Source organism: Tardiphaga sp., from assembly GCF_044340795.1.
GTDB lineage: Bacteria > Pseudomonadota > Alphaproteobacteria > Rhizobiales > Xanthobacteraceae > Tardiphaga.
This window is the reverse complement of sequence record NZ_JBIISY010000083.1, coordinates 1-24,906: the sequence shown is the minus strand read 5'-3', so window position 1 is coordinate 24,906 and position 24,906 is coordinate 1. Positions and strand designations below refer to the sequence as shown.

Genomic DNA, 24,906 nt, shown 5'->3' with positions numbered 1-24,906 from the left:
TGCGCGATCCGCTGTTCGTGGCGGATGTGACGATTGCGGATTGAAGTGATGGACTGGTCAGTGTCGGGCACGGACGCAGTGAATACCCTCCCCCTTGCGGGGAGGGTAAAGCGGAGCGTCACTGCCAATTCGGAGCATGATCGATGACCCAAGGCCGCCTCGCCACGTTCACCGTCAACGACGCTCTCAAATACGGCGCCGTGACCGATGACGGCATCGTCGATCTCTCAGCGCGCTATGGCGGCGATTATCCGACGCTGCGCGAGGCCATCGCGCACCATGCGTTGCAGCGCCTGATCGATGCGGCGGCCAACCAGCCCGCGGATTTTGCGCTGGATGACGTCACCCTGCAGCCGCCGATCCCGACGCCGGAAAAGATCATCTGCATCGGCGTCAACTATCCGGACCGCAATGCCGAGTACAAGGATGGTCAGGACGCGCCGAAATTCCCGTCCATGTTCATGCGCACGCCGCGCTCCTTTGTCGGGCACAGTGCACCACTCGTGCGGCCGAAGGCGTCGACACAGCTCGATTACGAAGGCGAAGTGGTGCTGGTAATCGGCAAGGCGGGCCGCCATATTGCCGAGCGCGATGCGCTGCACCACATCGCGGCGCTGACCCTGTGCAACGAAGGCACCATTCGCGACTGGGTGCGGCATGCCAAGTTCAATGTCACGCAAGGCAAGAATTTCGATTCCACCGGCAGCCTCGGGCCCTGGATTGTGCCTTATGTGGATGAAGGCCAGATTGCCGACATCCGGCTTACCACCCATGTGAATGGCGAGCTGCGGCAGGACGACCGCACCTCGCGGCTGATGTTCGGCTTCCGTTATCTCCTGAGCTATATCTCCACCTTCACCACGCTGGTGCCGGGTGATGTCATCGTCACCGGCACGCCCACCGGCGCCGGTGCGCGCTTCGATCCGCCGCGCTATCTTGTGCCCGGCGATGTGATCGAGATCAAAGCGGACGGCATCGGCACATTGCGCAATGGCGTGATCGACGAACAATAAGATTTGGGAGTGCGCATGACTGTTCTCACCGGCGGCGAAGCCATCGTCAGCGGGCTGAAGGCCCACGGGATCGACACCGTGTTCGGCCTCCCCGGCGCGCAGGTCTATGGACTGTTCGACGCTTTCCATCAGGCGCAGCTGAACGTCATCGGCGCGCGGCACGAACAGGCCTGCGGCTATATGGCCTTCGGCTATGCGCGCGCCTCCGGCAAGCCTGGCGTGTTCAGCGTGGTGCCCGGCCCCGGCATTCTCAATGCCAGCGCGGCGATGCTGACGGCCTTCGGCTGCAACGAGCCTGTGATGTGCCTCACCGGCCAGGTGCCGACGGACTATCTTGGCAAGGGGCGCGGCCACCTGCACGAGATGCCGGACCAGCTCGCGACCCTGCGCAGTTTCGTCAAATGGGCGGAGCGGATCGAATATCCCGCCGACGCACCGGTCAAGGTGGCGCGCGGGTTTCAGGAGATGATGTCCGGCCGCCGCGGCCCTGTGGCGCTGGAAATGCCGTGGGATGTGTTCACCCAACGCGCCGAGACAGCGGATGCGGCGACACTCACGCCGTTCGCCCCGCCCTCCCCCGATCCCGATCGCATCAAGGCGGCCGCGTCGCTGATCAAGGCCGCGAAGGCGCCGATGATTTTTGTTGGTGCCGGCGCGATGGAGGCTGGTGCCGAGATTCTCGAACTGGCCGAGATGATCGATGCGCCCGTCGTTGCGTTCCGCTCCGGACGCGGCATTGTCAGCAATGCGCATGAACTCGGGCTCACGATGGCGGCGGCGTATCATCTGTGGCCGCAGACCGACCTGATGATCGGCATCGGTTCGCGCATGGAATTGCCGGCGACGTTCCGCTGGCCGTTCAAGCCGGATGGGCTGAAGTCGGTTCGCATCGATATCGATCCGGTGGAATTCAGGCGCCTCGCAGTGGATGCGCCGATCATCGCCGATGCGGCAGAGGGCACGCGAACGCTCACGGCTGCCGTGAGCAAGGCTGGCTACAGCAAGACGTCCGGCCGCCGCGAGACGATCCGTGCGGCATCGGCCAGGGCGGCAAAGGACATTCAGGCCGTGCAGCCGCAAATGGCCTATCTCGATATCCTGCGCGAGGTGCTGCCCGACAACGCCATCGTCACCGACGAACTGTCGCAGGTCGGCTTCACATCCTGGTACGGCTTCCCGGTCTATCAGCCGCAGACCTTCATCACATCGGGCTATCAGGGCACGCTCGGCTCCGGCTTCCCCACCGCGCTCGGCGCCAAGGTGGCGCATCCGGACCGGCCGGTGGTGGCGATCACCGGCGACGGCGGCTTCATGTTCGCCGTACAGGAACTGGCCACCGCCGTGCAGTTCAGGATCGGCGTCGTGGTGCTGGTGTTCGACAACAATGCCTATGGCAATGTGCGCCGTGACCAGCTCAACGTCTTCGACGGCCGCGTCGTGGCGGCGGATCTGGTCAACCCGGACTTTGTGAAACTGGCGGATTCGTTCGGGGTGGGTGCTGCGCGGGTGAAATCACCGGCGGAGTTTCGGCCGGCGCTGGAGAAGGCACTGGCGGATGGCGGGCCGTATCTGATCGCGGTGGATGTGCCACGGGACTCCGAGGTGAGCCCGTGGGCGTTCATTCATCCGAAGAAACCGTGAGCCCCTCACCTGTCATGGCCGGGCCTGACCCGGCCATCCATCTCTGCCACGCGTAGGAAGATGGATCCCCGGATCAAGCCCGGGGATGACGTGGAGAGTGTGTGACTACTGCTTCACCGGCGGATCGAGTTGCGTGCAGCCACCTTCGCTGATCGGGCGCATGATATCCGCAGCCTTCACCTTGCCCTTGATCTTGAGCAGGTCCCACTCCCCCTTCACTTCCGACGGCTTCTTCACTTCCGCCAGCAGCATGTCGTTCATCAGCCGGCCATCCTCGCGCACCTTGGCGCCGGGCGCGAAGAAGTCGTCCACCGGCATTTCCTTCATCTTCCGCATCACCGTGAGGCCGTCATTGTCATTGGCCGCTTCGGCCGTGCGCAGATAATGCTTCACGGCGCTGTAGACACCTGCCTGCGAATGCGTCGGCATCTTGCCGTGCTTGGCCATGAAGCGCTTGCCGAAATCGCGGCTCGCATCGTCATTGTCCCAGTAATAGCCCTCCAGATATTGCACGCCTTGCGTGGCTTCCGCGCCGAGCGCCTTCACCGAGGTGAGATAGAAGATCAGCACAGCAAGCTTCTGCTTGCCCTCGCCGATCTGGAATTCGCGGGCCTGCTTGATATTGGTGACGGTGTCACCCGACGCATTGGCCAGCGCGATCACTTTTGCGCCCGAGCCCTGCGCCTGCAGCAGGAAGGACGAAAAATCCATGGTGCCGACCGGATGCTTCACCGAGCCCACCACCTTGCCGCCGGCAGCCTCCACCACCTTGGACACTTCCGCCTGCATGGCAATGCCAAAGGCATAGTCCGCCGTGATGAAGAACCAGGTGTCGCCGCCATCCTTCACCACCGCTTTCGCGATGCCCTGCGCCAGCGAATAAGTGTCGTAGAGCCACATGGCGGCGGTCGGCGCGCATTGCTTGCCGAACACGTCGGCGGTGGCGGAGCCCACATGCACGAGCACCTTGCCGCGCTCGCGGGCGAGATTCTGCACGCCGAGCGAGATGGCGGAATTGCCGATGTCGAAGATCGCATCCACCTTCTGCTGATCATAGAGATCGCGCGCCAGCGAGATGCCGATATCGGTCTTGTTCTGGTGATCCGGCCCAAGCAGTTTGACTGGCTGGCCGCGGACCTTGCCCCCGATGTCGTCGATGGCGAGTTGCGCCGCCACCACGGCGCCCGTGCCACCGGCATCGGAGAACACGGAGCTCTTGTCGTTGAGCACGGCGATGGAGAGGGGTTTTGTGATCGGCTCGGCGAGCGCGGAGCCATTCAGGCACGCAAAGAGAGCGGCAGCCAGTATGCCCGTTCGGGTCATTGGACGTTTCCTCGGTTTGTTTTTTATAGAGAAAACGTAGTCACGCGCCGCGGGCTTGGCCAGTAAAATTTAATCGCGCGATTAAACCGGCTATCTCGTCTTGCGGAATGTGAGATTGATGCGCTGGGCGCCCATCACCGGGTGCGTGCCATCCGGTAGCGGCGCGACGCCGTGATAGGCCAGCCGCGATGGACCACCCCAGACAACGACGTCGCCATGGGTGAGACGATACCGCTTTTGTGGTTCGCTGCGCGTGAGGCCACCGAACAGGAATGTCGCCGGCAGACCGAGCGAGACCGAGACGATCGGTGCGTCGAAATCCAGTTCGTCCTTGTCCTGATGCAGCGAGAGTTTTGCGCCGGGCTTGTAGCGGTTGATCAGGCAGGCATCGGGGGCGAAGTTCTCATACCCCCCTGCCGCCGCAGCGCGTGCGGCGAGACTGCGGAGGCACGGCGGCATCTCCGGCCAGTTCCGGCCGCTGTCGGGATCGACGGGATCGTAGCGATAGCCTCGCGCGTCCGACACCCAGCCGACGCGACCGCAATTGGTCATGGCCACCGACATCGTGTGGCCGCCTGGCGTCACCAGATGGCGGAACGGTGCGACCTTGATGATGGTGCGGAGATCGGCGAGCAGCGCCTGTTCGTCATCGTCGACGCAACCGCGCAGCAATACGGCGCCGTCGCCGAGCTGCTCACGCGCGGGCTGGGCATCGGTCGTGGTCGCGAACAGGTCGGTCATTTACTCACATGTTGGTTTATTTGGCATCATGGAAGATCACGCCGAGCGTATGGCGCCGGCCCGTCTTAACACGGCTGACGCCGTGACGCAGGTTGACGCGATAGCTGCCGCGGGTGCCCTGCACCGGGCGATGATGCACGGCGAAAACCACGGCGTCGCCCTGCTTCAGCGAGACGACCTCAGCGCGTGACTGCATCCGTGGGCGCTGTTCGGTGAGCACGAATTCGCCGCCCGTGAAATCCTCGCCGGGCTGCGACAGCAGGATCGCGACCTGCAGCGGGAAGACATGCTCGCCATAGAGGTCCTGATGCAGGCAATTGTAGTCGCCAGCCTCGTATTGCAGCAGCAATGGCGTCGGGCGGGTCTGGCCGGCCTCGTGGCAGTGCCGGAGAAAGGCGAAATGATCGGCGGGGAAGCGGACATCGATACCCATGCTCTCGTTCCAGCGATTGGCGATGGCGCTGAGCGGGCCATAGAGCGCGGGACGCAGCGCGGCGATGGGATCGGGCAGCGGATAGTTGAAATATTTGTATTCGCCGCGGCCAAAACCATGGCGTGCCATCACAATGCGGCTGCGGAAGCGTGCATCGTCGGGATAGAGCGCTGACAGCGCGCGGCATTCGTCGGGAGTGAGGAGCTTGTCGAAGACAGCGCAACCCTGGGCGTCGAGATCGTCGCCGATACGCTGCCAGTCGATCGTATCGAGGCGCGGATCGTTCGAGGGTGCGGGGTGTTTGGCGAGAGTCGCAATAGGCATGATGCAGCCGCTCCATGACGCGTGCCGATCGTCGGCAACAGTTGGGGCTGCATTGTGAAAAATCGGGTGGCCGAGGCCACCCGATTTCCGAGTATCTCGACCTTAACCGACCACCGGCAGGGTCTTGATGTCGTAGCCGTGGCTGATCTTGCGCTTCAGCACGGGGTCTTCGATCTCAAAGTCGAAGCGGTCGGCCGGCCGGATGCCGCCCTTGGCGGCAAACGTGCCGCCGAACATCGCGGTGCCGTCGGGCAGCGCGTCCTTGTCAAAGCCTTTCTTGATGAGCTCAGCCACCGGCAGCATGCCGCTGAGCTTGCCCTCCTGATACAGCACCTTCTCGCCCTTGATGGTCGCCCAGGAGCGCAGGATGATCTCGTCCCAATGCGGCAGCACTTCGTCGAGCGCCCACACCACCGGCGCGATCGGCTTGTCGCACATCTGCTTCGACACGGTGATGTTGTAGGTCTCGACCTGGCGGTCGGTGTGATCTGAGCCGACGCCCACATAGGTCTTGCCGCCGGAGGCGATCAGGCAGAACTCGACTTCGCCCGACGAATTCACGTCGGTGCATTCGATCATGCCGTCGGTGGTGAAGCGGCGCGCCGAGCAGCGATAATAGATCGGGGTCGTTGCCGGCGGGGCGATGCCGAGCTCCTGCAGTTCCTTGATGTGATGATCGCGCGCGACCGGATCGCGGCCGGTCCAGCCGGCGATGACGCCCTGGGTCAGCGTGATCGAAAGCGGCGTCTGGGCGCCCTTGGCATCGAGGGTGAGTGCGATGGTGGTCATAAGCTGTAGTCCTTAGCTTGAGTAGAACGTGAATTTCTCGGTCCCTCATGGTGAGGGGGCGCGCAGCGCCGTCTCGAACCATGAGCTGTTGCGCTCCTCCGCCATCCTTCGAGACGCGCGCAAGTGCGCGCTCCTCAGGATGAGGGACGGAGTTAGCCGCGGATCGTCTCTTCCATCCCCGCTGCGAGTTCGAAGATACGGCGGTCGCTGCCACTGGCGGCGGCGAGCATCAGACCCACCGGGGCCTCGTCCTTGCGCGAGATCGGCAGCGAGATGGCGCAGCCGTCGATCATGTTGATCAGCGTGCAGTTGCGCAGCGCCATCAGGTTCTTCTTGGCGAACACCTTGTCATCGGCCATCTCGGCGATCGACGGCGGCGCGATGGCGCATGTCGGCAGCACCAGCGCATCATAGGGCGCCATCGTCGCTTCGGCACGCGCGATCAGCGAGCGGCGCATCGGCAAGAGATCGATATAGTCGGCGGCGGTCATCGCCTCACCGCGCGCGATCCGCACGGACACGCGGGGATCGTAGACATCGCCCTTCGCCGTCAGCAGCTCGCGGTGCCAGGCAAAGCTCTCGGCGGCGGTGAAGCCGCCCTTGTTGCTCATGAGCGGGATATCGTTGAAGGCCGGCACTTCGATGCGCTCGATCAGCGCGCCCTTTTCGGTGAGCAGCTTGATAGTGCGCTCGAACACCTCGGCGACGACGGGATCGAGCTCGTCCATCGCGATCGTGGTCGGGATCGCGAGGCGCATGCCCTTGATGGCGCGCGGCGTGAGTTCGAACTCCGGCTCACCGGCGAGCACGGCATCCATCGCCGCGCAGCAGGCGACGCTGCGGGCCAGCGGACCGATGCTGTCCAGGGTGAAGGACAGCGGCACGGCGCCATCGAGCGGCACGCGGCGCTGGGTCGGCTTGTAGCCAACGATGCCGTTGAACGCCGCCGGGATGCGGCAGGAGCCGCCGGTGTCGGTGCCGAGCGCCGCATGGGCCATGCCGTCGAGAACCGAAACACCGGCACCCGAGGACGAACCGCCGGGCACATGGCCGACCTCGCGCTTCCAGGCGCCTTTTGGCGTGCCGTAGTGCGGATTGGTGCCGATGCCGGAATAGGCAAATTCGACCATATTGGTGCGGCCGATCAGGATGAAGCCGGCAGCGCGCAGGCGGGCCACCGTGGGGGCGTCGCTCTCGGCCGGGGCGCTGTCGTCAAGCGCGCGCGAACCGGCGCGGGTCACCTGGCCCTTGATGTCGAACAGGTCCTTGATGGAGACCGGAATGCCGGCAAAGCGCGACGGCGCTGCATTCGCCTTGCGCAGCACGTCCATGGCGTCCGCAGCGGCCAGCGCGGCGTCCTTGTCCACATGCATATAGACCCGCTGCCCTTCGCCCTTGGGATCAGCGATCCTGGCGAGGCAGTCCTCGACCAGTTTGCGGGAGGTGGTGCGGCCGGCGGCAAGATCGGCGGCGAGGCTGGCGAGTGTCGGTGCAGACATGGTCACGGTATCCTTGTCAGGCCGTGACCGGATCAGTTCACGGCGCCTCGTCGGTATCGCCGATACGGCCGGTAATTTCCAGATCGAGCAGCGCGGAGCTGAGCGACTTGCCATGCGCATCGAGCGCCAGCGATCGCGTGACTCCGCCGCCAAGTGCCTGATCCATCACGAAATTCAGTGCGGAAATATTGGGCAGTTCATAGCGGACCACCTCGCCCTGAACGATGTCCTTGAACAGGTCACGCACGCGCTCGGCGGTCACCTGCGATAATAGCAACGGAAAAAGCTTTGCGTCAAAGGCAATTACCGAGATGTTGGAAATGTTGCCCTTGTCTCCTGTGCGGGAATGGGCGATGTCGCGCAGCTTCATCTCAGGCCTCCACGAACCGAACGGATGGCGCCGCCTGCGCGCGCGGCAGCAGCACGGATGCGACCGCGACAACATCGCGCGCCGACTTGGTGGCGCCGCCGCCGCCAGCGGGGCCGTTGGTGTAGAGCGTCTCCACCTCGTTGCCGATGCGGACGGCTTCGCGCAGCGTATCGGTACGGCCGGTGACGCGGACGCGGACTTCGTAGGGCTCGGAGTGTGCCCCAAGGGATTGGCCGTGCAGGGAATCGACGCCGATGAGATCGAAGCGCGTTTCGGTGGTCGCAACGCCCGTGAGCTTGAGCCGCTCGCGCACGATATCGAGGGCGAGACGGCCGCGGGCCACCGCATTGGGTCCGGCATAGGAGATCTGGCCCTCGCCGATATAGCTGTCGACATAGCCGACCGAGACTTTCAGCGTATCGGGCCGCTGCGTGCCCTGCCCGCCGGTCACGCGCACGCGATCCTTGCCGATCTCCTCGATGCGGACCTGTGAAAAGTCCGCAACGACGTCGGGCTGCAGGTAGCGCCTGGGATCATGCACTTCGTAAAGCAACTGCTCCTTGCAGGTGCGCGCCGAGACTTCGCCGCCGGAGCCATCGACCTTGGTGACGACCAGCGTGCCGTCCTCGCTGACTTCGCCGATGGGGAAGCCGAGACGCGCGAGGCCTTCCACATCCTTGAAGCCGGGATCGGCGAAATAGCCGCCGGTGATCTGGCCGGCACATTCGAGGAGATGGCCGACCACGATGCCCTGCCCGAGCAGATTCCAGTCGGTCATCGACCAGCCAAAGGCATGGATCATCGGCGCGAGAAACAGCGCGGGATCGGAGGCACGGCCGGTGATCACCACATCCGCGCCGTCCTTGAGGGCTGCCGCCATCGGTTCGGCACCGAGATAGGCATTGGCCGAGAGAACCTTGTTGCCGAGCCCGCGCATGGTGCTGTCGAATTCGAGCACCGGCAGGTCGCTGCCCTTGCAGGCATCGAGCACGTCATCGCCGACGATGGCGGCGATCTTCAGTTTCGGCAGGCCCATCGCCTTGGCGATCTCTGCCGTCTTTCGTGCGGCAGCCTCCGGATTCGCCGCGCCCATATTGGTCACGATTTTGATGCCCTTCGCCGCACAGATCGGGAGCACCGCACGCATGCGCTCCTCGAGCAGGGGATCGAAGCCGCTGTCCGGATTCTTCATCCGCGCCTGCTGTGCCAGCGCCACCGTGCGCTCGCCGAGACATTCGAAGACGAGATACTGGATGTTGCCCTTCTCGGCGAGCTCGACCGCGGGCTCGATGCGATCGCCGGAGTATCCGGCGCCTGAGCCGATCCTGATGCTGCGCAATGAAGCCTCGCTTGTTTCGTTTCCCGGCATTTGGCCGCAACATTCCCGACGGGGTTGCAGCGCTCGGTGTCAGTCAGACCATCCCACCAGATTGGTGTCAAATTTGGTCCGCGATCCGCAGATACGGCTATGCAACACGGACGCTGGACCGCCACGCCTCAAATGTGGAATGTCCTCCGCGACAACGAACCGGGACCATCCCGGCACTGGGAGAAAACAGATGGCCGAACCCGCACGGGCCCGCCCGAAACCGACACCGGAAACCCAGCATTACTGGGACGGCGCCAAGGCCGGCGAACTCCGCCTGCAGCGCTGCGACGACTGTTCGCATGTGTATTTCCCGCCGCGCCCGTTCTGCTCGAAATGCGCCTCGCGGAATGTTTCGGTGTTCAAGGCCTCGGGCAAGGGTTTCCTCTACAGCTACGTGATCAATCATCGCCCGGCCGCACCGGGCTTCACACCGCCTTATGCCATTGCGGTGGTCGAACTCGACGAAGGCCCGCGGCTGATGAGCAACATCATCGATTGCGAGCAGACACCGGAGGCGCTTGAGCTCGACATGAAGCTCGAAGTGGCGTTCCAGAAGGTGGACGACAATCTCACCCTCCCCGTTTTCCGACCAGCGAAGGGCTGAGATCATGCGCAGAAACGCAGTCGCCGTCGTCGGCGCAGCCGAGACCACCGAACTCGGCGTCATCCCGAACATGTCGCAGATCCAGCTTCACGCGGATGCGGCGCTCAATGCCATCAAGGACGCCGGGCTGAAGCTGTCGGACATCGACGGCATCGCCACCGCTGTGGAAACGCCGCAGCAGCTCGCGCATTATCTCGGTATCACGCCGACCTGGGCCGACGGCACATCGGTGGGCGGCTGTTCCTTCATGCTGCATGTCCGCCACGCCGCCGCCGCGATCGAGGCCGGGCTGTGCAAGACCGTTCTGATCACGCATGCGGAAAGCGGCAAGTCGATGATCGGCAAACTGCCGCGCTCGATTCCGGCGGATTCCCTGCAGGGCCAGTTCGAGGCGCCCTATGGCGTCTATGGCCCGCCGAGCATGTTTCCGATCCCCGTGCTGCGCTTCATGAAGACCTATGGGATCACCCATGAGCAGCTGGCCTCGGTGGCCGTGGTCCAGCGCGAATGGGCGGCGAAGAATCCGCGGGCGATGATGAAGGACCCGATCACCGTCGCGGACGTGCTGAACTCGCGCATGATCGCCTATCCGTTCCGCCTGCTGCAATGCTGCCTCGTCACCGATGGCGGCGGCGCGCTGATCCTCACCTCGGCAGATCGGGCCAAGGATTTCCCGCAGAAGCCGGTCTACATCCTCGGCACGGGCGAGAGCGTGGAAACGCCGATGGTCAGCCAGATGGAGACCTTCAACTCCTCCCGCGCCTTCAAAGTCGCGGGCCCGACCGCGTTCCGCGAGGCTGGCATCACGCACAAGGACGTCGATCACCTGATGATTTACGACGCCTTCGCGCATCTGCCGCTCTACGGCCTCGGCGATCTCGGCTTCATGCCGCACGAAGAGACTGGGAAGTTCATCGCCGACGGCAATACCCGCCCCGGCGGGAAGCTGCCGCTCAACACCAATGGCGGCGGCCTCAGCTACATGCATTCGGGCATGTACGGGATGTACGCCTTGCAGGAGAGCGTCCGCCAGATGCGCGGCATCGCGCCGGCGCAGGTGCCGGGCGCCAAGATCTCCGTCTGTCACGGCGTTGGCGGCATGTTCGCCGCGTCGGGGACCATCATCTTCACCAACGAGAAGTAATTCGTCGTCATTGCGAGCGCGGCGAAGCAATCCAGAGCCAAGCGAAGAAAGAACTGGATTGCTTCGTCGCTTCGCTTCTCGCAATGACGACAATTGATTTCCAACCAAGAGGAACGAAAGAATGGCAAAAACCAAAATGCTCGATGGCAAGGTTGTCGTCGTCACCGGCGCGGGTCGTGGCATCGGCCGCGGCATCGCGCTGCTCTGCGCCGCTGAAGGCGCCAGCGTCGTCGTCAATGATCCAGGCGGGTCGACCGATGGTGCCGGTACCTCTGCCGCACCGGCGGAAGAAGTCGTCGAGGAGATCAAGAAGGCCGGCGGCAAGGCCGTTGCCAATTTCGAATCCGTCGCCGAAGCCATCCCGGCCAGCAAGATCATCAAGCAGGCGGTGGACACCTATGGCCGTCTCGACGGCGTGGTGAACAATGCCGGCATCCTGCGCGACGCCATCTTCCACAAGATGTCGATCGATGCCTTCGAGGCCGTGATCAAGGTCCATCTGATGGGCTCGTTCTACACCTCGCATGCCGCCGCCCGCATCTATCGCGAGCAGAACTCCGGCTCCTTCGTGCACTTCACCTCGACCTCGGGCCTTGTCGGCAATTTTGGCCAGGCGAACTACGCCGCTGCCAAGCTCGGCATCGTCGGCCTGTCGAAGTCGATCGCCCTCGACATGCAGCGCTACGGCGTCAATTCGAACTGCGTCTCGCCCTTCGCCTGGAGCCGCATGATCGGCTCGATCCCGACCGAGACCGAAGCCGAGAAGGCCCGCGTCGAGCGCATGCAGCGAATGGGCCCGGAAAAGATCGCCCCGCTCGTCGCCTTCCTGCTGTCGGATGCCGGCAAGGACGTCTCCGGCCAGATCTTTGCCGCGCGCATGAACGAGATCTTCCTGATGGGCCAGTCGCGCCCGATCCGCTCGATCCACCGCGACGAAGGCTGGACCCCGCAGACCCTCGCCGAACACGGCATGCCGGCGCTGAAGTCGTCGTTCTACAAGCTGGACCGCTCGGCGGATATTTTCAGCTGGGATCCGGTGTAAGGCAGCTCTCGTAGGATGGGTTGAGCACTTGCGAAACCCATCACCGCCGACGCAGGTGGTGATGGGTATCGCTTCGCTCAACCCATCCTACGTCCGTATTTTCTACAACCCAAAATCGAAAACGTAATTATATTCCAAAACCAGCTATGCAACACGATCTTATCTGACCCGTGCCTGCCCAAATTTCGCAATAAAGAATTCCAGTTCCCGCCCAAGTCAGTTATGTGACCGGCAAATAACAAGGCTCCATGCCGCGCATCCGCAGGCCGGGCCATATTTGCTGGACATGACAATGAGTGATCACGCGGGCGCGATGCCCTCCGCGGCTGCGCCGCATTCCAAGGCCCTGAACTCCCCGGCGCGCGTTCTGACCGCGAGCCTGGTGGGCACCACCATCGAATTCTTCGACTTCTACGTCTACGCCACCGCCGCGGTGCTGGTGTTCCCGAAGCTGTTCTTCCCGGCCGGCAATGACACCGCCGCGCTGCTAGCCTCCTTCGCGGTGTTCTCCATCGCCTTCTTCGCGCGTCCGTTCGGCGCCATCCTGTTCGGCCATTTCGGCGATCGCGTCGGCCGCAAGACCACGCTGGTCGCGGCGCTGCTCACCATGGGCATCTCCACCGTGGTGATCGGCCTGCTGCCGACCCATGCGCAGATCGGCATCGCCGCGCCGGCGCTGCTGGTGCTGTGCCGTTTCGGCCAGGGCCTCGGCCTCGGCGGCGAATGGGGCGGCGCCGTGCTGCTCGCCACCGAGAATGCGCCTCCCGGCAAGCGCAACTGGTACGCCATGTTCCCGCAGCTCGGCGCACCGCTGGGCCTGTTCCTGGCGTCGGGCACGTTCTGGCTGCTGCTGCACTTCGTTTCTCCGGAAGCATTCCTGAGCTGGGCGTGGCGCGTGCCGTTCCTCGCTTCCATCGTGCTGATCGTGATCGGCCTGTGGGTGCGCCTGTCCATCACCGAGACGCCGGAATTCCAGAAGGCCATCGACAAGGCCGAGCGCGTCGCCGTCCCCGGCATCGAGCTCCTGAAGAAGCACAAGCGCAGCCTGCTGCTGGGCACGCTGGTCGGCCTGATGACCTTCGTGTTCTTCTATGTCTGCACGGCCTATCTGCTGTCCTACAATGTCGGCGTGGCGAAGATGTCGCTGCTTGATGCGCTGAAAGTGCAGATCGCCGGCGCCATCGCTTTCGGCACCACCAACATCCTTGCCGGCCTGCTCGGCGACAAGCTTGGCCGCCGCAACCTGCTGATCGCCAACTGCCTGATGGTGATCGTGTTCTCGTTCTTCGTGGCACCGCTGCTCGGCGGCGGCATCGCGGGCATCTACGCCTTCGCGCTGATCGGTCTCGCGATCTTCGGCATCAATTACGGCCTGATCGGTGCAGCCCTGGCTGCGCCGTTCCCGACCGCCGTTCGCTACACCGGCTCGTCCATGACCTTCAACATGGCGAGCATCTTCGGTGCATCGCTGGCGCCCTATATCGCCACCTACCTGCAGGCCAATTACGGTCTGGCTTATATCGGCTACTACGTGCTGGCCGCTGCGGTGATCACGCTGATCGCGATCTTCGCGTCGGGCAAGCAGGAAGTGTGACAACACACTTGTCGTCACCCGGCTCGACCGGGTGACCCAGTACACGAAGACGGTAGTGCTCGCGCACTGCCGTCTTTTTTTACGACACGACGTTTTTGCGACAGACGTGTCTATTGGGTTGCCCGGTCAAGCCGGGCAACGACAGACACTTTTGTGCATCGCCACCACCGCGCGGCAGCATCGAATTCGCTGGTATCGACGCCCCAACACGCTAGCCTCCGCACTCAACTGGCAACAAAGCCAGGCTCACGGGAGGACGACGATGCAAAATCCATTTGCTGCGCGTGACACCGATCCCACGTCAAATGTGACATCTCTCAATCGCCGGCGCATATTGCAGACAGCCGGCGCGCTCGCCGCCTCGACGCTCGTGGCGCCGAAGGCATTCGCGCGCGACTATGGGCGCAACGTGCAGCCACAGCGCTATCCCGATCCCGACATCGTCGTCATCGACGCCAAACGCTTCAAGGCCAAGGTCGGCAACACCGTCATCAAGCGCCTCTACACCGGCTGCCTGTGGGCGGAAGGGCCCGCGTGGAATGCGCAGGGGCAGTATCTGATCTGGAGCGATATCCCGGCCAACCGGCAGCTGCGCTATCTCGACGACGACGGCCACATTTCCGAGCGTTTCCGCTACCCGTCCGAGGAAAGCAACGGCAACTCGTTCGACACAGAGGGGCGGCAGCTTTCCGCGCAGCGCACGCGGCTGGTGCGCTTCGAGCACAATGGCGGCGTGACGACACTCGCCGAACAGGCCAATGGCAAGCCGTTGAACGGGCCGAACGACATGGTGGTGAATCCCATCGACAAGGCGATCTGGTTCACCGATCCCGGCTATGGCGGCATCAACCTGTATGAGGGCCAGCGCGCAGCGCCGGGTGTCACCCAGCCGAACCAGAAGGAAGCGGTCTATCGCATCGATCCGACCAACGGCCAGATCAACAAGGTGGCGGACGATGCATTCAAGCCGAATGGCCTCGCCTTCAGCCCGGACTACAAGAAGCTCTATGTGTGCGACACCGGCATCACGCACTATCCGGAAGCGAAGAATGTGGTGTGGCAGTATGACGTGAACGGCGACAAGCTCGCCAATGGCAAACCGCTGATCGACATGACGCTGGACGGCAAATCAGGTTTTCCGGACGGGCTGCGTGTCGATACCGAAGGCAATATCTGGGTCGGTGCCGGCTGGGTCGGCGACGGCTATGACGGCGTGCAGATCTTTGCGCCGGATGGGCAACGGATCGGGCAGATCAAGCTGCCGGAGACCTGTGCCAATGTCTGCTTCGGCGGCAAGAAGCGCAACAGGCTGTTCATGACAGCGAGCCAGTCGCTGTATGCGGTCTATGTGGAGACACAGGGCGCGCATTTCTGTTGAGGGCGTTCTTCTCCCTCCCCGAAGCGAAGCGACTGGGGAGGGTGGATCGAACGCGCAGCGTTCGAGACGGGTGGAGTACCCCACGTGACGTCAGAGCGTGGGGCGCCCCACCCGTCTGGCCTTCGGCCAGCCACCCTCCCCACTGCGCCGCTTCGCGGCTTGAGGGAGGGAAAGCCTACCCGCTATTTCTCAGCCCCGCCGAAATGCCGTTGATCGTGAGCTGAATCCCCCTCAGCACCTGTTCGTCACCACCATCGCCTTCCGCGCGATGCTTCTGCAGCAGCTCGACCTGCACATGGTTCAGCGGATCGAGATACGGGAAGCGGTTGCGGATCGAGCGTTCCAGCAGTGGATTGCCTTGCAGCAAGCCGTCCTGCTCCATGATGTCGAGCAGCGACTCGATGGATAGATGCCACTCCGCGCGAATGCGGCCAAAAATCTTTTCACGCAGCGCCTGATCCGCCACCAGCTCCGCATAGCGCGAGGCGATCGCGATGGAGCTCTTCGCCAGCACCATGTCCATGTTGGACAGCAGCGTGCGGAAGAATGGCCATTCGCGGTGCATCTCCTGCAGGAAGGCCATGCCCTTGTCGGGATGCGCCTTGAGCCAAGCCTCGACGGCGCTGCCGAAGCCGAACCAGCCCGGCAGCATCAACCGGCACTGCGCCCATGAAAACACCCACGGGATGGCGCGCAGATCCTCGATCGCCCGCGTCTTCTTGCGCGAGGCCGGACGGCTGCCGATGTTCAGCGTCGAGATCTCGTTGATGACGGTCGATTCCCAGAAGTAGTCGACGAAGCCATCGGTCTCATAGACCAGCCCGCGATAGGCCTTGAAGGCCAGCGCGGAGATTTCCTCCATCGCTTCGAGATACTCGCTGCGCGGGGCGCTGTGCTTCGGCGCCAGCAAACTGGCTTCCAGTGTGGCGGACGCCAATATCTCCAGATTGTTGCGACCGACTTCGGCATTCGAATATTTGCTGAAGATGATCTCGCCCTGCTCCGTGATGCGGATCTGGCCGTCCACGGCGCCGCCGGGCTGCGCCAGGATCGCGTCGTGGCTCGGGCCACCGCCGCGACCGACCGAGCCGCCACGTCCGTGGAACAGGCGCAGGCGGATGTGATGGCGCTCGAACACATCGATGAGCTTGATCTCTGCCTTGTAGAGTTCCCAGCCCGAGGTGACGAAGCCACCGTCCTTGTTGCTGTCGGAATAGCCGAGCATGACCTCCTGCACGCCACCGCGGCTGTCCACGAGGCGGCGATAGTCATGCAGAGCAAACAGCCGGTCCATGATCTTGGCCGACGCCTGCAGATCCTCGATGGTCTCGAACAACGGCACGACATTGATTCCGCTGCGGCCGGAGGAATCGACCAGGCCGACTTCCTTCAGCAGTACCGCGACCTCCAGCATGTCGGAGACGCCCTTGCACATGGAAATGATGCATTGGGGGATCGCCGCGGCGCCGAATTTCGCATGCACCTCGGCAGCCATGCGAAACAGTGCAAGTTCGCCAAGCGTCTCCTCGCTGTATTTCACGAACAGTGACGACAGCGGGCGCGCATTCTTCAATTCGGCGACCAGCAGCGCGATGCGCGCATCCTCATCCAGCGAGAGATAGGATTTTCCGGGCATCGCGGCATCGATCAGCTCGGCGACGGTGCGCTCATGCACCGCGGAGTTCTGCCGGATGTCGAGGCTGGCGAGATGGAAGCCGAAACAATCCACCGCGCTGCGCAGCGTGCGCAGCCGGCCGCGCGCGATGACGCGGGAATTGTCGGCATGCAGCGAGCGATCCAGCACGTCCAGATCGGCCTTGAACTCCGCGGCCGATGCATAAGGCGGCGCCTCGCCCACAGCGGCACGGCGGTTCGGCAGCTTGAGCGCATGCGCCGTCGCGGCCATCCGGGCATAGATGCCTGAGATCGCCAAGCGATACGGCTCGCCGGCGCGGTGCGGCGACGGATCGGGGGAGCGCTCCGCCAGTGCACGCAGCTCGTCGGAGACCTCGGACAGATGCGCAGCCATGGACAGTTCGGCGCCGAGCGCATGGAGTTCGTCGAGATAGAAGCTGAAAGCCCGCCGGCTTTGCAGCATCACGGTGCCTTCCATCACATCCGCCGTCACGAATGGATTGCCGTCGCGGTCGCCGCCGATCCAGCTGCCCATACGCAGGAACGCCGGCAATGCTTCCGGCCCGCCCTGCTCGCTCAGGCTGTCTTCCAGCCGGCAATGCAGCCGCGGCACTTCGCGCAGGAAGGTGTAGTCGTAGAAAGCGAGACCGTTGGTGACCTCATCCAGCACCGTCAGCTTGCTGCGGCGGAGCAGATTGGTCTGCCACAGCGTCACCACCGCGCGGCGCAAGGTCTCGTCCAGCGTCTCGGTCTCTTCGGCCGTCAGCTGCATGCGCTCGCGACGATCGAGCAATGCCGCGATCTCCATTTCGCGGTCGATGGTGCTCTTGCGGCGGACTTCGGTGGGATGCGCCGTTAGCACCGGCGAAACCAGCGCCTGACTGAAGAATTTGCCAAGCATCTTGGCATCGATACCGGCTTCCTGCGCGCGGGCGACAGCATGGGCCAGCGTGCCATTGGCGGAGGCGGCATCGGCGCGCTGCGCGCGCATGCGGCGGATATTGTTCTGATCCTCGGCGATATTGGCGAGGTGGGAGAAATAGCTGAAGGCACGGACGATGCGGACGGTCTCTGCCGTCGACATGCCGTCGAGAATGGCTTCCAGCTCGCGCCGGGCATCCTTGTCCTCGTTGCGGTGGAAGCGGACGGAGGTCTGGCGGATCGCCTCGACCAGATCGAACACCGCGGCGCCCTCCTGATCACGGACCGTATCGCCGAGAATGCGGCCAAGCAGCCGGATATCCTCGCGCAACTGCGCGTCCGCCTGCGGGTCGGCGATGGGCCCGCCATGCAGCGGGGCGTTTTCCTGATCGTTCGGCAAGGTCATGGACACAGAGCAGCTCCGGAAAGGTGGCCGGGCACGCATTTGGTCGCATGTCTTGCTGCAATGCAAGATGAAGTTGCCGTGTCATCCCGGCGAACGCCGGGATCCATAGCCTCCGACGGAATAGTTGAAGCGGCAGAGACGCCGCGACGAACCTTCCCCAAATCGACTGTGTGTATGGATCCCGGCTTTCGCCGGGATGACATAGAGCTAGATCGTCCGCCCCACTTTCGCCCAATACGGATCGCGCAGACGCCGCTTGAAGATCTTGCCGGAATCTTCGCGGGGCAGATTGCTCTGGATCTCCATCGCCTTCGGCACCTTGTAATCCGCCAGCGCCTTCTTGAGATCGACGCGCACCTTGGCCAGATCCAGCACCACGCCGGGCTGCGGCTCGATCACCGCCATCAGGCTCTCGCCGAATTCCGCATCGGGAATCCCGAATACTGCGCAATCATGCACGCCAGGCAACGCATGCAGCGCCGATTCGATCTCGGCCGGATAGATATTGACGCCCCCGGAGATCACCATGTCGCGCTTGCGGTCGCAGATGAAGACATAACCATCGGCATCGATGTAACCGACATCGCCGGAGGTGATGAAGCCGTCGCGGTCGATCTCGGCGCGCTTCTCCGGTTTGTTGTGATAGGTGAAGTCCGGATTACCGGCGATGCGCGAATAGATTTCGCCGATCTCGCCCTGTGGCAGTATATCGCCGTTATCACCGAGAAAGCGCAGCTCGGCGCCCGGCGCGATCTTGCCGACGGTGCCGGGCTTCTTCAACGCATCTTCGGAATTGGCGAAGGTGACGGCACCGGATTCCGTCGAGCCGTAGAATTCGAAGATCACCGGCCCCCACCAGTCGATCATCGCGGTCTTCACATCGGCCGGGCATGGCGCGGCGGCATGGATGATGTGACGGAGCGAGGAGACGTCGTATTTTTTGCGGACATCCTCCGGCAGCTTCATCAGGCGGATGAACATGGTCGGCACCATGAAGATGGTGTCGATCTTTTCGTCCTGAATGATGCGCAAGAATTCCTCGGCATCGAAGCGCGGCATCATCACCAGTAGGCCGCCGAGCTTGCCCGCGCGCAGCGCGAAGGCATTCGGCGCGGAGTGATAGAGCGGCCCGGGCAGCAGCGCGCGCGAACCTTCCTTGAGGCCATAGACGCGGGCGCGCATAGCGTCGGCGGATTTCTGCTGATCCGGCGTCGGCGCAAAACGGCGGACGCCTTTCGGATGACCCGTGGTGCCTGACGTGTAGATCATGTTGTGCGGCGCCGGCACGATCGGGCCATCATAGGGCGGCTGCTCGTTGATCCAGCTCTCGATATCAATGGCGCCATCGGGCGTGCCGAGCGTTGCCGGATCGACCTTGTAACTGGTCACGATTTCCGGCGGCGTCGACACACTGATGGTGGTGATGCCGGCCGGAATCGCATCACGCAATTGATGCAGCATGTCGGCATGGCTGATCAGGACATGGCTGCCGGAATCCCTGATCACATAGGTGATCTCTTCCGGCTTGAAATGCCAGTTCACCGGCACCGCATAGGCACCCAGCCGCGCCACCGCATAGGCGGATTCCAGAAACGCGATGTCGTTGCGCATCAGGATGCTGACGCTGTCGCCCTGCTTGACGCCGAGACTTGCGAGGCCCGAGGCGATACGGCTGGCGCGGGAGTTGATGTCGTCGAACGAGCGCAGGCGGTCACCGGAGATGACGCCGTGGCGGAGAGAGGTGGACATGGGACGCTTCCGGATTGTTGTTATTGGTCTTGCTACGGCTCCTCAGCGTCATTGCGAGGAGCCCTTGCGACGAAGCAATCCAGACTTCGCTTGTGGCTTTCTGGATTGCTTCGTCGCTTCGCTCCTCGCAATGACGACAGAGTCTAATCCGCGAAATTCGGCGCGCGCTTCTCGATGTTCGCGCGCACGGCTTCAGTCTGGTTGGGCGCACCCATCAGCTTCATCTGCTCGACGGATTCCGCCAGCAGCGCCGGGCCGGGATCGACGGAGAGATTGTTCAGCATGCGCTTGGTGGCGCGGATCGCGTCCGGGCTCTTGCCGGCGATTTCGCGGGCGACTTCCAATGCGGCAGTCCGAGGATCATCGACGACGCGCGTGGCTAGTCCGTAGCTCAGCGCTTCCTGCGCCGTGAAGATGCGTCCGGTATAGGTCAGCTCGCGAAGGATATCGTCACGCACCAGCGTGGCGAGGATCGGGGTGCCGGCCATGTCCGGCACGAGGCCCCATTTGATCTCCATGATCGACATCTTGGTGTCGGGCGCCACGTAACGCATGTCGGCGCCGAGCGCGACCTGGAAGCCGCCGCCGAAGGCGACGCCATGCACGGCGGCGATCACCGGCACCGGCAATTGCCGCCAGCCCCATACCGCCTGCTGCGAATGGTTGCAGAGCCCGTGCGTCCGGATCGACAGATCGCGCTTCTGGGCGCCGCCAATGCCGTCGCCGCCGCTTTCCTTCATGGCGGCGAATCGTCCCATATCGAGACCGGCGCAAAATGCCCGCCCCTCGCCGGACAGTACCACCGCCCGCAGCCCCTTTTCGCGGCTGAGCTTGTCGGCGGTATCCACCAGGGCCGCAAACATGGCGGCATCCAGCGCGTTCATCTTGTCCGCGCGGACCATCCGGACATCGGCGACGCCGCCGGTGATGGACACCTGGACGCGATCTTCCATGGGAGGTTTCCTTTCCTCAACTTGTTCGCGAACACGTTTGGGGGTGTTCTTGCGCTTTACAGCGTCGACTTTGTGAGGTTTTAGTCAATCAACTAATTAATACGTCCGCAACATCCAAAAGCAGGACCATCCCATGTTCAATCAGCAGCTCCTCGCCGGCCGGAATATTCTCGTCACCGGCGGCGGTACCGGCCTCGGCAAATCCATGGCCGCCAAGTTTCTGCAACTGGGGGCCGAGGTTCACATCTGCGGTCGCCGCAAGAGCGTGTGCGACGAGACTGCCACCGAGCTGATGGCCGAATTCGGCGGCAAGGTGACCAGTCATGGCGTCGACATCCGCGACAGCGCGGCAGTCGACGCGATGATCGAGGGCATCTGGGCCGATGGCCCCCTCACCGATCTCATCAACAATGCCGCCGGCAATTTCATCTCGCGCTCGCAGGACCTGTCGCCGCGCGGCTTCGATGCGGTGGCGAATATCGTCATGCATGGCACGTTCTATGTGACCCATGCCGTCGGCCGCCGCTGGATCGCCGGCAAGACGCGCGGCAATGTGGTGTCGATCACCGTCACCTGGGTGCGCAATGGCAGCCCCTATGTGGTGCCCTCGGCCATGAGCAAGTCGGCGATCCATGCCATGACCATGTCGCTCGCCACGGAATGGGGCCGTTACGGCATCCGCCTCAACACCATCGCGCCGGGCGAGATTCCCACCGAGGGCATGAGCAAGCGCATCAAGCCGGGCGATGAAGCCGGCGCACGCACCAAGGCGTGGAATCCCATGGGCCGCACCGGCACCATGGAGGAGCTGCAGAACCTCGCTGTGTTCCTGATCTCCGGCGGCTGCGACTGGATCAATGGCGAGACCATCGCCATGGACGGAGCGCAGGCTCTCGCCATGGGCGGCAATTTCTATCAGCTGCGCGAATGGAGTGACGCGGACTGGGATGCGGCCAAGGCCAGCATCATGGCGCAGAACGAGAAGGACAAGGCGAAGCGGGGGTAACGCCGCTCTACGCCTTGTAGCCCGCATGGAGCGCAGCGTAATGCGGGGACAGAAGAGTTGATTGAAACGCCGGTCCCCGGATTGCGCTTCGCTCCATCCGGGCTACCACCGCAGCGCAGCACCTTTCTGATCTTGCCAGCCTCACGCGACGCCATCACACTCCCCGCAACTAATAAATGCAGGGAGGGAAGTCATGTCCGTCGCGGAAGCCGCCACGCTGGCCGATGTCGTTCGCATACAAGCCAAAACGCGCGGTGCATCCACCGCCCTGGTGTTCGAAGGGCGTGAGACCGATTACGCGGAGCTCGATCGCCGCGCCAGCCAGGTCGCGAATGGCCTGATTGCGCTCGACGTGAAGCCCGACGAGCGCATCGCCTATCTCGGCAAGAACAGCGACCTCTTCATCGAGCTCCTGCTCGGCGCCGTGAAGGCCAAGGTCGTCACGGCACCCGTGAATTGGCGCCTCGCCGGGCCGGAGATTGCTTTCATTGTCGATGACGCCAAGGCTGCCGTCCTCTTTGTCGGCCCCGAATTCATTGAGCTCCTCCGCAGCCTGAAGGATCAGCTCCCGCATGTACGCACCATCATGACCATGGAAGGCGGCGCGCCGGAATGGCAGGATTTTGCCGCATGGCGCGATGCGCAGAGCGTTCATGATCCGAACCTCGCGATGACGAATAACGACGTCGCGATCCAGCTCTACACTTCCGGCACCACGGGAAAGCCGAAAGGTGCGATGCTGTCGCATCAGAATTTCCTGTCGCTGCTGCGCATCGGCGGCACCGACGCGAATCCGGACTGGAATGTCTGGACCGACACTGACGTCTCGCTCGTGGCGATGCCGGTGTTTCACATCGGCGGTGTCGGATGGGCGGTGTTCGGGCTCTATCATGGCGCCAAGAGCGTGATCGCGCGCGAGTTCGATCCGAACAAGGTGCTCGACTTCTTCCGCGACTACGGCATCAGCAAACTGTTCCTCGTGCCCGCCGCAATGCAGTTCATCGTGCGGCAGCCGCGGGCACGCGAAATGGATTTCTCCCAGCTGAAATACATCATGTATGGCGCGTCACCGATCCCCGCAGCGCTGCTGAAGGAATGCATCGCCGTGTTCGGCTGCGGCTTCGTGCAGATGTATGGCATGACGGAAACCACCGGCACCATCGTGGTGCTGGCGCCGGAGGATCACATCGAGGGCCGAGACTGCATGCGCTCTGCCGGCAAGGCGCTGCCGGGCATCGAGATCGCTATCCTCGATCCCGACGGCAAGCCGGTGCCCACGGGAGAAGTCGGCGAGATTGCGACGCGCTCGGCGTCCAACATGGTTGGCTACTGGAATCTGCCGGATGCGACCGCGCGCACGCTCGACCGCGACAACTGGCTGCGTACGGGCGACGCCGGCTATCTCGACAGCGATGGCTTCCTCTACATTCACGACCGCATCAAGGACATGATCATCTCCGGCGGAGAGAACATCTATCCGGCCGAAGTAGAGAGTGCGATCTGCGATCATCCGGACGTGGCGGAGGTCGCCGTGGTCGGCGTGCCCGACGACACCTGGGGCGAAGCGGTGAAGGCCGTGGTGGCACTGAAACCCGGCAAGGAGATCAGCGCCGTCGATATCATCGCCTTCACCCGCCAGCGCATCGCTGCCTTCAAGACGCCGAAGACGGTGGATTTCATCCAGGCGCTGCCGCGGAACGCGTCGGGCAAGATTTTGCGGCGGCAGTTGCGGGACCCCTACTGGGTCGGGAAAGAGCGGCAGGTGAATTGAGACAGGCTCTCGACCTCCCAGTCGTCATTGCGAGCGCAGCGAAGCAATCCAGTTCTTCCCTTTTCTTGGCTTCTGGATTGCTTCGTCGCTACGCAAAGGGGAAAGCCGAAGGCTTTCCCTGACCTCGCAATGACGGCGATAGGCAGTCGCGGTCGCTAAAAAGGAAACAACAATGATCGACATGCCGTCCCTCCAGTTCGCCGACCTCCCTGGCCTTTGCATGGGCTATTACGACGCCGGCCCCAAAACCGACGCGCCGCCGGTGGTCCTCTGCCATGGCTGGCCCGAGCTCGCTTTCTCCTGGCGTCACCAGATCAAGGCGCTCAGCGAGGCCGGCATCCGCGTCATCGCGCCGGACCAGCGCGGCTACGGCGCAACCGACAAGCCCGTGGCTGTCGAGGACTACAGCATCGAGCACCTCACCGGCGATCTCGTCGCCTTGCTCGATCATCTGAAAATCGACAAGGCCATCTTCGTCGGCCATGACTGGGGCGGCTTTGTCGTCTGGCAGATGCCGCTGCGCCATCCCGACCGCGTGGCCGGGGTCGTCGGCATCAACACGCCGCATACAGATCGCGCACCGATCGATCCGATCTCGATCTATCGCAAGCGGTTCGGCGACAGCATGTATATTGTCCAGTTCCAGGATGCCGCACGTCGGCCCGACGGCATCTTCGCCAATGACGTCCGCCGCACCTTCGAGTTCTTCATGCGCAAGCCGCCGCAGCGCGCCTCCGGCTTCGATGCATTCTCGGGCAATGAAGAGCCGACTGCCGGCATCGGCGCTGCGCCCAAAACCAATCTCGCATTGCCCGACATGGTCGCCGCCTATGATCCCGCGCGCGACAGCCGCGAGCGTATCCTGTCCGAAGACGAGATGCAGGTGTTCGTCGATGCTTTCACCGCGTCCGGCTTCACCGGCGGCATCAACTGGTATCGCAATATCAGTGCCAACTGGCGGCGCGCCGAAGGGCTCGATCACACCGTGCGGGTGCCGGCGCTGATGATCATGGCGGAGAACGACGCCGTGCTGCCGCCCTCCGCCGCCGACGGCATGGACAGGATCATTCCCGACCTCGAAAAGTATCTTGTGAAGGGCAGCGGACACTGGACCCAGCAGGAGAAGCCGGACGAGGTCAGCGCCAAACTGATCGAATGGCGACGGCGACGATTTGGTTAGCTGCGCGCGATTGTGACAACG

General features: G+C 63.3%; 21 protein-coding genes. 10 read left to right on the top strand and 11 right to left on the bottom strand.

Translation table 11 applies throughout. From position 1 onward, the window contains the following. Positions 1–143 precede the first annotated feature (143 nt). Positions 144–1,013 (top strand): fumarylacetoacetate hydrolase family protein, encoded by an 870-nt coding sequence (locus ACIQ17_RS15335; protein ID WP_398469912.1) that lies wholly within the window; start codon positions 144–146, stop codon positions 1,011–1,013. 15 nt (positions 1,014–1,028) lie between these two features. Continuing rightward, positions 1,029–2,654, top strand: a complete 1,626-nt coding sequence (locus ACIQ17_RS15330; protein ID WP_398469911.1) for a thiamine pyrophosphate-dependent enzyme — start codon at positions 1,029–1,031, stop codon at positions 2,652–2,654. Positions 2,655–2,759: 105 nt separating this feature from the next. Here ACIQ17_RS15330 and ACIQ17_RS15325 read toward each other — a convergent pair whose 3' ends face one another. The 7 genes from ACIQ17_RS15325 to ACIQ17_RS15295 all read right to left on the bottom strand — a co-directional run bounded on the left by ACIQ17_RS15325 (position 2,760) and on the right by ACIQ17_RS15295 (position 9,472). Further along, positions 2,760–3,977 (bottom strand): ABC transporter substrate-binding protein, encoded by a 1,218-nt coding sequence (locus ACIQ17_RS15325; RefSeq protein WP_398469910.1) that lies wholly within the window; start codon positions 3,975–3,977, stop codon positions 2,760–2,762. A 90-nt stretch (positions 3,978–4,067) separates the two neighbouring features. Then, positions 4,068–4,718 carry a DNA oxidative demethylase AlkB gene (gene alkB, locus ACIQ17_RS15320; RefSeq protein ID WP_398469909.1) on the bottom strand — a complete coding sequence of 217 codons (651 nt, stop codon included), beginning with the start codon at positions 4,716–4,718 and terminating at the stop codon, positions 4,068–4,070. Between the two features lie 16 nt (positions 4,719–4,734). After that, the gene (locus tag ACIQ17_RS15315) at positions 4,735–5,475 is read right to left on the bottom strand and encodes a 2OG-Fe(II) oxygenase (RefSeq protein ID WP_398469908.1); all 741 of its coding nucleotides are present in this window, start codon (positions 5,473–5,475) and stop codon (positions 4,735–4,737) included. A gap of 102 nt (positions 5,476–5,577) precedes the next feature. Next, complete coding sequence (locus ACIQ17_RS15310; protein WP_398469907.1) at positions 5,578–6,264, bottom strand: DUF2848 domain-containing protein; 687 nt, start codon at positions 6,262–6,264, stop codon at positions 5,578–5,580. A gap of 152 nt (positions 6,265–6,416) precedes the next feature. After that, positions 6,417–7,763, bottom strand: a complete 1,347-nt coding sequence (locus tag ACIQ17_RS15305) for an amidase (protein WP_398469906.1) — start codon at positions 7,761–7,763, stop codon at positions 6,417–6,419. 37 nt (positions 7,764–7,800) lie between these two features. Next, positions 7,801–8,133 carry a hypothetical protein gene (locus ACIQ17_RS15300; RefSeq protein WP_398469905.1) on the bottom strand — a complete coding sequence of 111 codons (333 nt, stop codon included), beginning with the start codon at positions 8,131–8,133 and terminating at the stop codon, positions 7,801–7,803. A 1-nt stretch (position 8,134) separates the two neighbouring features. After that, positions 8,135–9,472 carry an acyclic terpene utilization AtuA family protein gene (locus ACIQ17_RS15295; RefSeq protein WP_398469904.1) on the bottom strand — a complete coding sequence of 446 codons (1,338 nt, stop codon included), beginning with the start codon at positions 9,470–9,472 and terminating at the stop codon, positions 8,135–8,137. Positions 9,473–9,692: 220 nt separating this feature from the next. On the opposite strand from ACIQ17_RS15295, the gene ACIQ17_RS15290 reads away from it, so the two are divergent. From ACIQ17_RS15290 to ACIQ17_RS15270, 5 genes are all read left to right on the top strand, one after another. Next, positions 9,693–10,106, top strand: coding sequence for a Zn-ribbon domain-containing OB-fold protein (locus tag ACIQ17_RS15290; protein WP_398469903.1), 414 nt, complete (start codon positions 9,693–9,695; stop codon positions 10,104–10,106). Between the two features lie 4 nt (positions 10,107–10,110). Further along, the gene (locus ACIQ17_RS15285; RefSeq protein WP_398469902.1) at positions 10,111–11,250 is read left to right on the top strand and encodes a thiolase C-terminal domain-containing protein; all 1,140 of its coding nucleotides are present in this window, start codon (positions 10,111–10,113) and stop codon (positions 11,248–11,250) included. Between the two features lie 121 nt (positions 11,251–11,371). After that, a complete protein-coding gene (locus ACIQ17_RS15280) occupies positions 11,372–12,292 on the top strand; it encodes an SDR family NAD(P)-dependent oxidoreductase (protein WP_398469901.1) in 921 nt (306 codons plus the stop codon). 286 nt (positions 12,293–12,578) lie between these two features. Continuing rightward, a complete protein-coding gene (locus ACIQ17_RS15275; RefSeq protein WP_398469900.1) occupies positions 12,579–13,886 on the top strand; it encodes an MFS transporter in 1,308 nt (435 codons plus the stop codon). A 262-nt stretch (positions 13,887–14,148) separates the two neighbouring features. Then, positions 14,149–15,264, top strand: a complete 1,116-nt coding sequence (locus ACIQ17_RS15270) for an SMP-30/gluconolactonase/LRE family protein (RefSeq protein ID WP_398469899.1) — start codon at positions 14,149–14,151, stop codon at positions 15,262–15,264. Between the two features lie 175 nt (positions 15,265–15,439). Here the strand turns inward: ACIQ17_RS15270 and ppc are convergent, their stop codons facing one another. From ppc to ACIQ17_RS15255, 3 genes are all read right to left on the bottom strand, one after another. Then, on the bottom strand, positions 15,440–18,226 hold the full coding sequence (gene ppc, locus ACIQ17_RS15265; protein ID WP_398469898.1) for a phosphoenolpyruvate carboxylase: 2,787 nt from the start codon (positions 18,224–18,226) through the stop codon (positions 15,440–15,442). Between the two features lie 207 nt (positions 18,227–18,433). Next, positions 18,434–19,975: an acyl-CoA synthetase gene (locus ACIQ17_RS15260; RefSeq protein WP_398469897.1), complete on the bottom strand. Its 1,542-nt coding sequence runs from the start codon at positions 19,973–19,975 to the stop codon at positions 18,434–18,436. A 143-nt stretch (positions 19,976–20,118) separates the two neighbouring features. Further along, positions 20,119–20,928 (bottom strand): crotonase/enoyl-CoA hydratase family protein, encoded by an 810-nt coding sequence (locus tag ACIQ17_RS15255; RefSeq protein ID WP_398469896.1) that lies wholly within the window; start codon positions 20,926–20,928, stop codon positions 20,119–20,121. Between the two features lie 133 nt (positions 20,929–21,061). Here ACIQ17_RS15255 and ACIQ17_RS15250 point away from each other — a divergent pair, with 133 nt between their 5' ends. Then, on the top strand, positions 21,062–21,934 hold the full coding sequence (locus ACIQ17_RS15250; protein WP_398469895.1) for an SDR family oxidoreductase: 873 nt from the start codon (positions 21,062–21,064) through the stop codon (positions 21,932–21,934). A gap of 193 nt (positions 21,935–22,127) precedes the next feature. Then, on the top strand, positions 22,128–23,705 hold the full coding sequence (locus ACIQ17_RS15245) for a fatty acid--CoA ligase (RefSeq protein WP_398469894.1): 1,578 nt from the start codon (positions 22,128–22,130) through the stop codon (positions 23,703–23,705). A 24-nt stretch (positions 23,706–23,729) separates the two neighbouring features. On the opposite strand, the gene ACIQ17_RS15240 is transcribed toward ACIQ17_RS15245, so the two are convergent. Then, positions 23,730–23,888 carry a hypothetical protein gene (locus ACIQ17_RS15240; RefSeq protein ID WP_398469893.1) on the bottom strand — a complete coding sequence of 53 codons (159 nt, stop codon included), beginning with the start codon at positions 23,886–23,888 and terminating at the stop codon, positions 23,730–23,732. Between ACIQ17_RS15240 and ACIQ17_RS15235 the strand changes: the two genes are divergently transcribed. Beyond that, positions 23,878–24,885, top strand: a complete 1,008-nt coding sequence (locus ACIQ17_RS15235; protein WP_398469892.1) for an alpha/beta fold hydrolase — start codon at positions 23,878–23,880, stop codon at positions 24,883–24,885. The two genes, ACIQ17_RS15240 and ACIQ17_RS15235, sit on opposite strands and share 11 nt — an antisense overlap. Positions 24,886–24,906: the final 21 nt, after the last annotated feature.

Coding starts and splice junctions, on each gene's coding strand:
- alkB (WP_398469909.1), bottom strand. CDS start 4,718: ATGACCGACCTGTTCGCGACCACGACCGATGCCCAGCCCGCGCGTGAG.
- ACIQ17_RS15235 (WP_398469892.1), top strand. CDS start 23,878: ATGATCGACATGCCGTCCCTCCAGTTCGCCGACCTCCCTGGCCTTTGC.
- ACIQ17_RS15315 (WP_398469908.1), bottom strand. CDS start 5,475: ATGCCTATTGCGACTCTCGCCAAACACCCCGCACCCTCGAACGATCCG.
- ACIQ17_RS15305 (WP_398469906.1), bottom strand. CDS start 7,763: ATGTCTGCACCGACACTCGCCAGCCTCGCCGCCGATCTTGCCGCCGGC.
- ACIQ17_RS15310 (WP_398469907.1), bottom strand. CDS start 6,264: ATGACCACCATCGCACTCACCCTCGATGCCAAGGGCGCCCAGACGCCG.
- ACIQ17_RS15250 (WP_398469895.1), top strand. CDS start 21,062: ATGTTCAATCAGCAGCTCCTCGCCGGCCGGAATATTCTCGTCACCGGC.
- ACIQ17_RS15335 (WP_398469912.1), top strand. CDS start 144: ATGACCCAAGGCCGCCTCGCCACGTTCACCGTCAACGACGCTCTCAAA.
- ACIQ17_RS15270 (WP_398469899.1), top strand. CDS start 14,149: ATGCAAAATCCATTTGCTGCGCGTGACACCGATCCCACGTCAAATGTG.
- ACIQ17_RS15260 (WP_398469897.1), bottom strand. CDS start 19,975: ATGTCCACCTCTCTCCGCCACGGCGTCATCTCCGGTGACCGCCTGCGC.
- ACIQ17_RS15285 (WP_398469902.1), top strand. CDS start 10,111: ATGCGCAGAAACGCAGTCGCCGTCGTCGGCGCAGCCGAGACCACCGAA.
- ACIQ17_RS15280 (WP_398469901.1), top strand. CDS start 11,372: ATGGCAAAAACCAAAATGCTCGATGGCAAGGTTGTCGTCGTCACCGGC.
- ACIQ17_RS15325 (WP_398469910.1), bottom strand. CDS start 3,977: ATGACCCGAACGGGCATACTGGCTGCCGCTCTCTTTGCGTGCCTGAAT.
- ACIQ17_RS15240 (WP_398469893.1), bottom strand. CDS start 23,888: ATGTCGATCATTGTTGTTTCCTTTTTAGCGACCGCGACTGCCTATCGC.
- ppc (WP_398469898.1), bottom strand. CDS start 18,226: ATGACCTTGCCGAACGATCAGGAAAACGCCCCGCTGCATGGCGGGCCC.
- ACIQ17_RS15330 (WP_398469911.1), top strand. CDS start 1,029: ATGACTGTTCTCACCGGCGGCGAAGCCATCGTCAGCGGGCTGAAGGCC.
- ACIQ17_RS15255 (WP_398469896.1), bottom strand. CDS start 20,928: ATGGAAGATCGCGTCCAGGTGTCCATCACCGGCGGCGTCGCCGATGTC.
- ACIQ17_RS15275 (WP_398469900.1), top strand. CDS start 12,579: ATGACAATGAGTGATCACGCGGGCGCGATGCCCTCCGCGGCTGCGCCG.
- ACIQ17_RS15245 (WP_398469894.1), top strand. CDS start 22,128: ATGTCCGTCGCGGAAGCCGCCACGCTGGCCGATGTCGTTCGCATACAA.
- ACIQ17_RS15290 (WP_398469903.1), top strand. CDS start 9,693: ATGGCCGAACCCGCACGGGCCCGCCCGAAACCGACACCGGAAACCCAG.
- ACIQ17_RS15300 (WP_398469905.1), bottom strand. CDS start 8,133: ATGAAGCTGCGCGACATCGCCCATTCCCGCACAGGAGACAAGGGCAAC.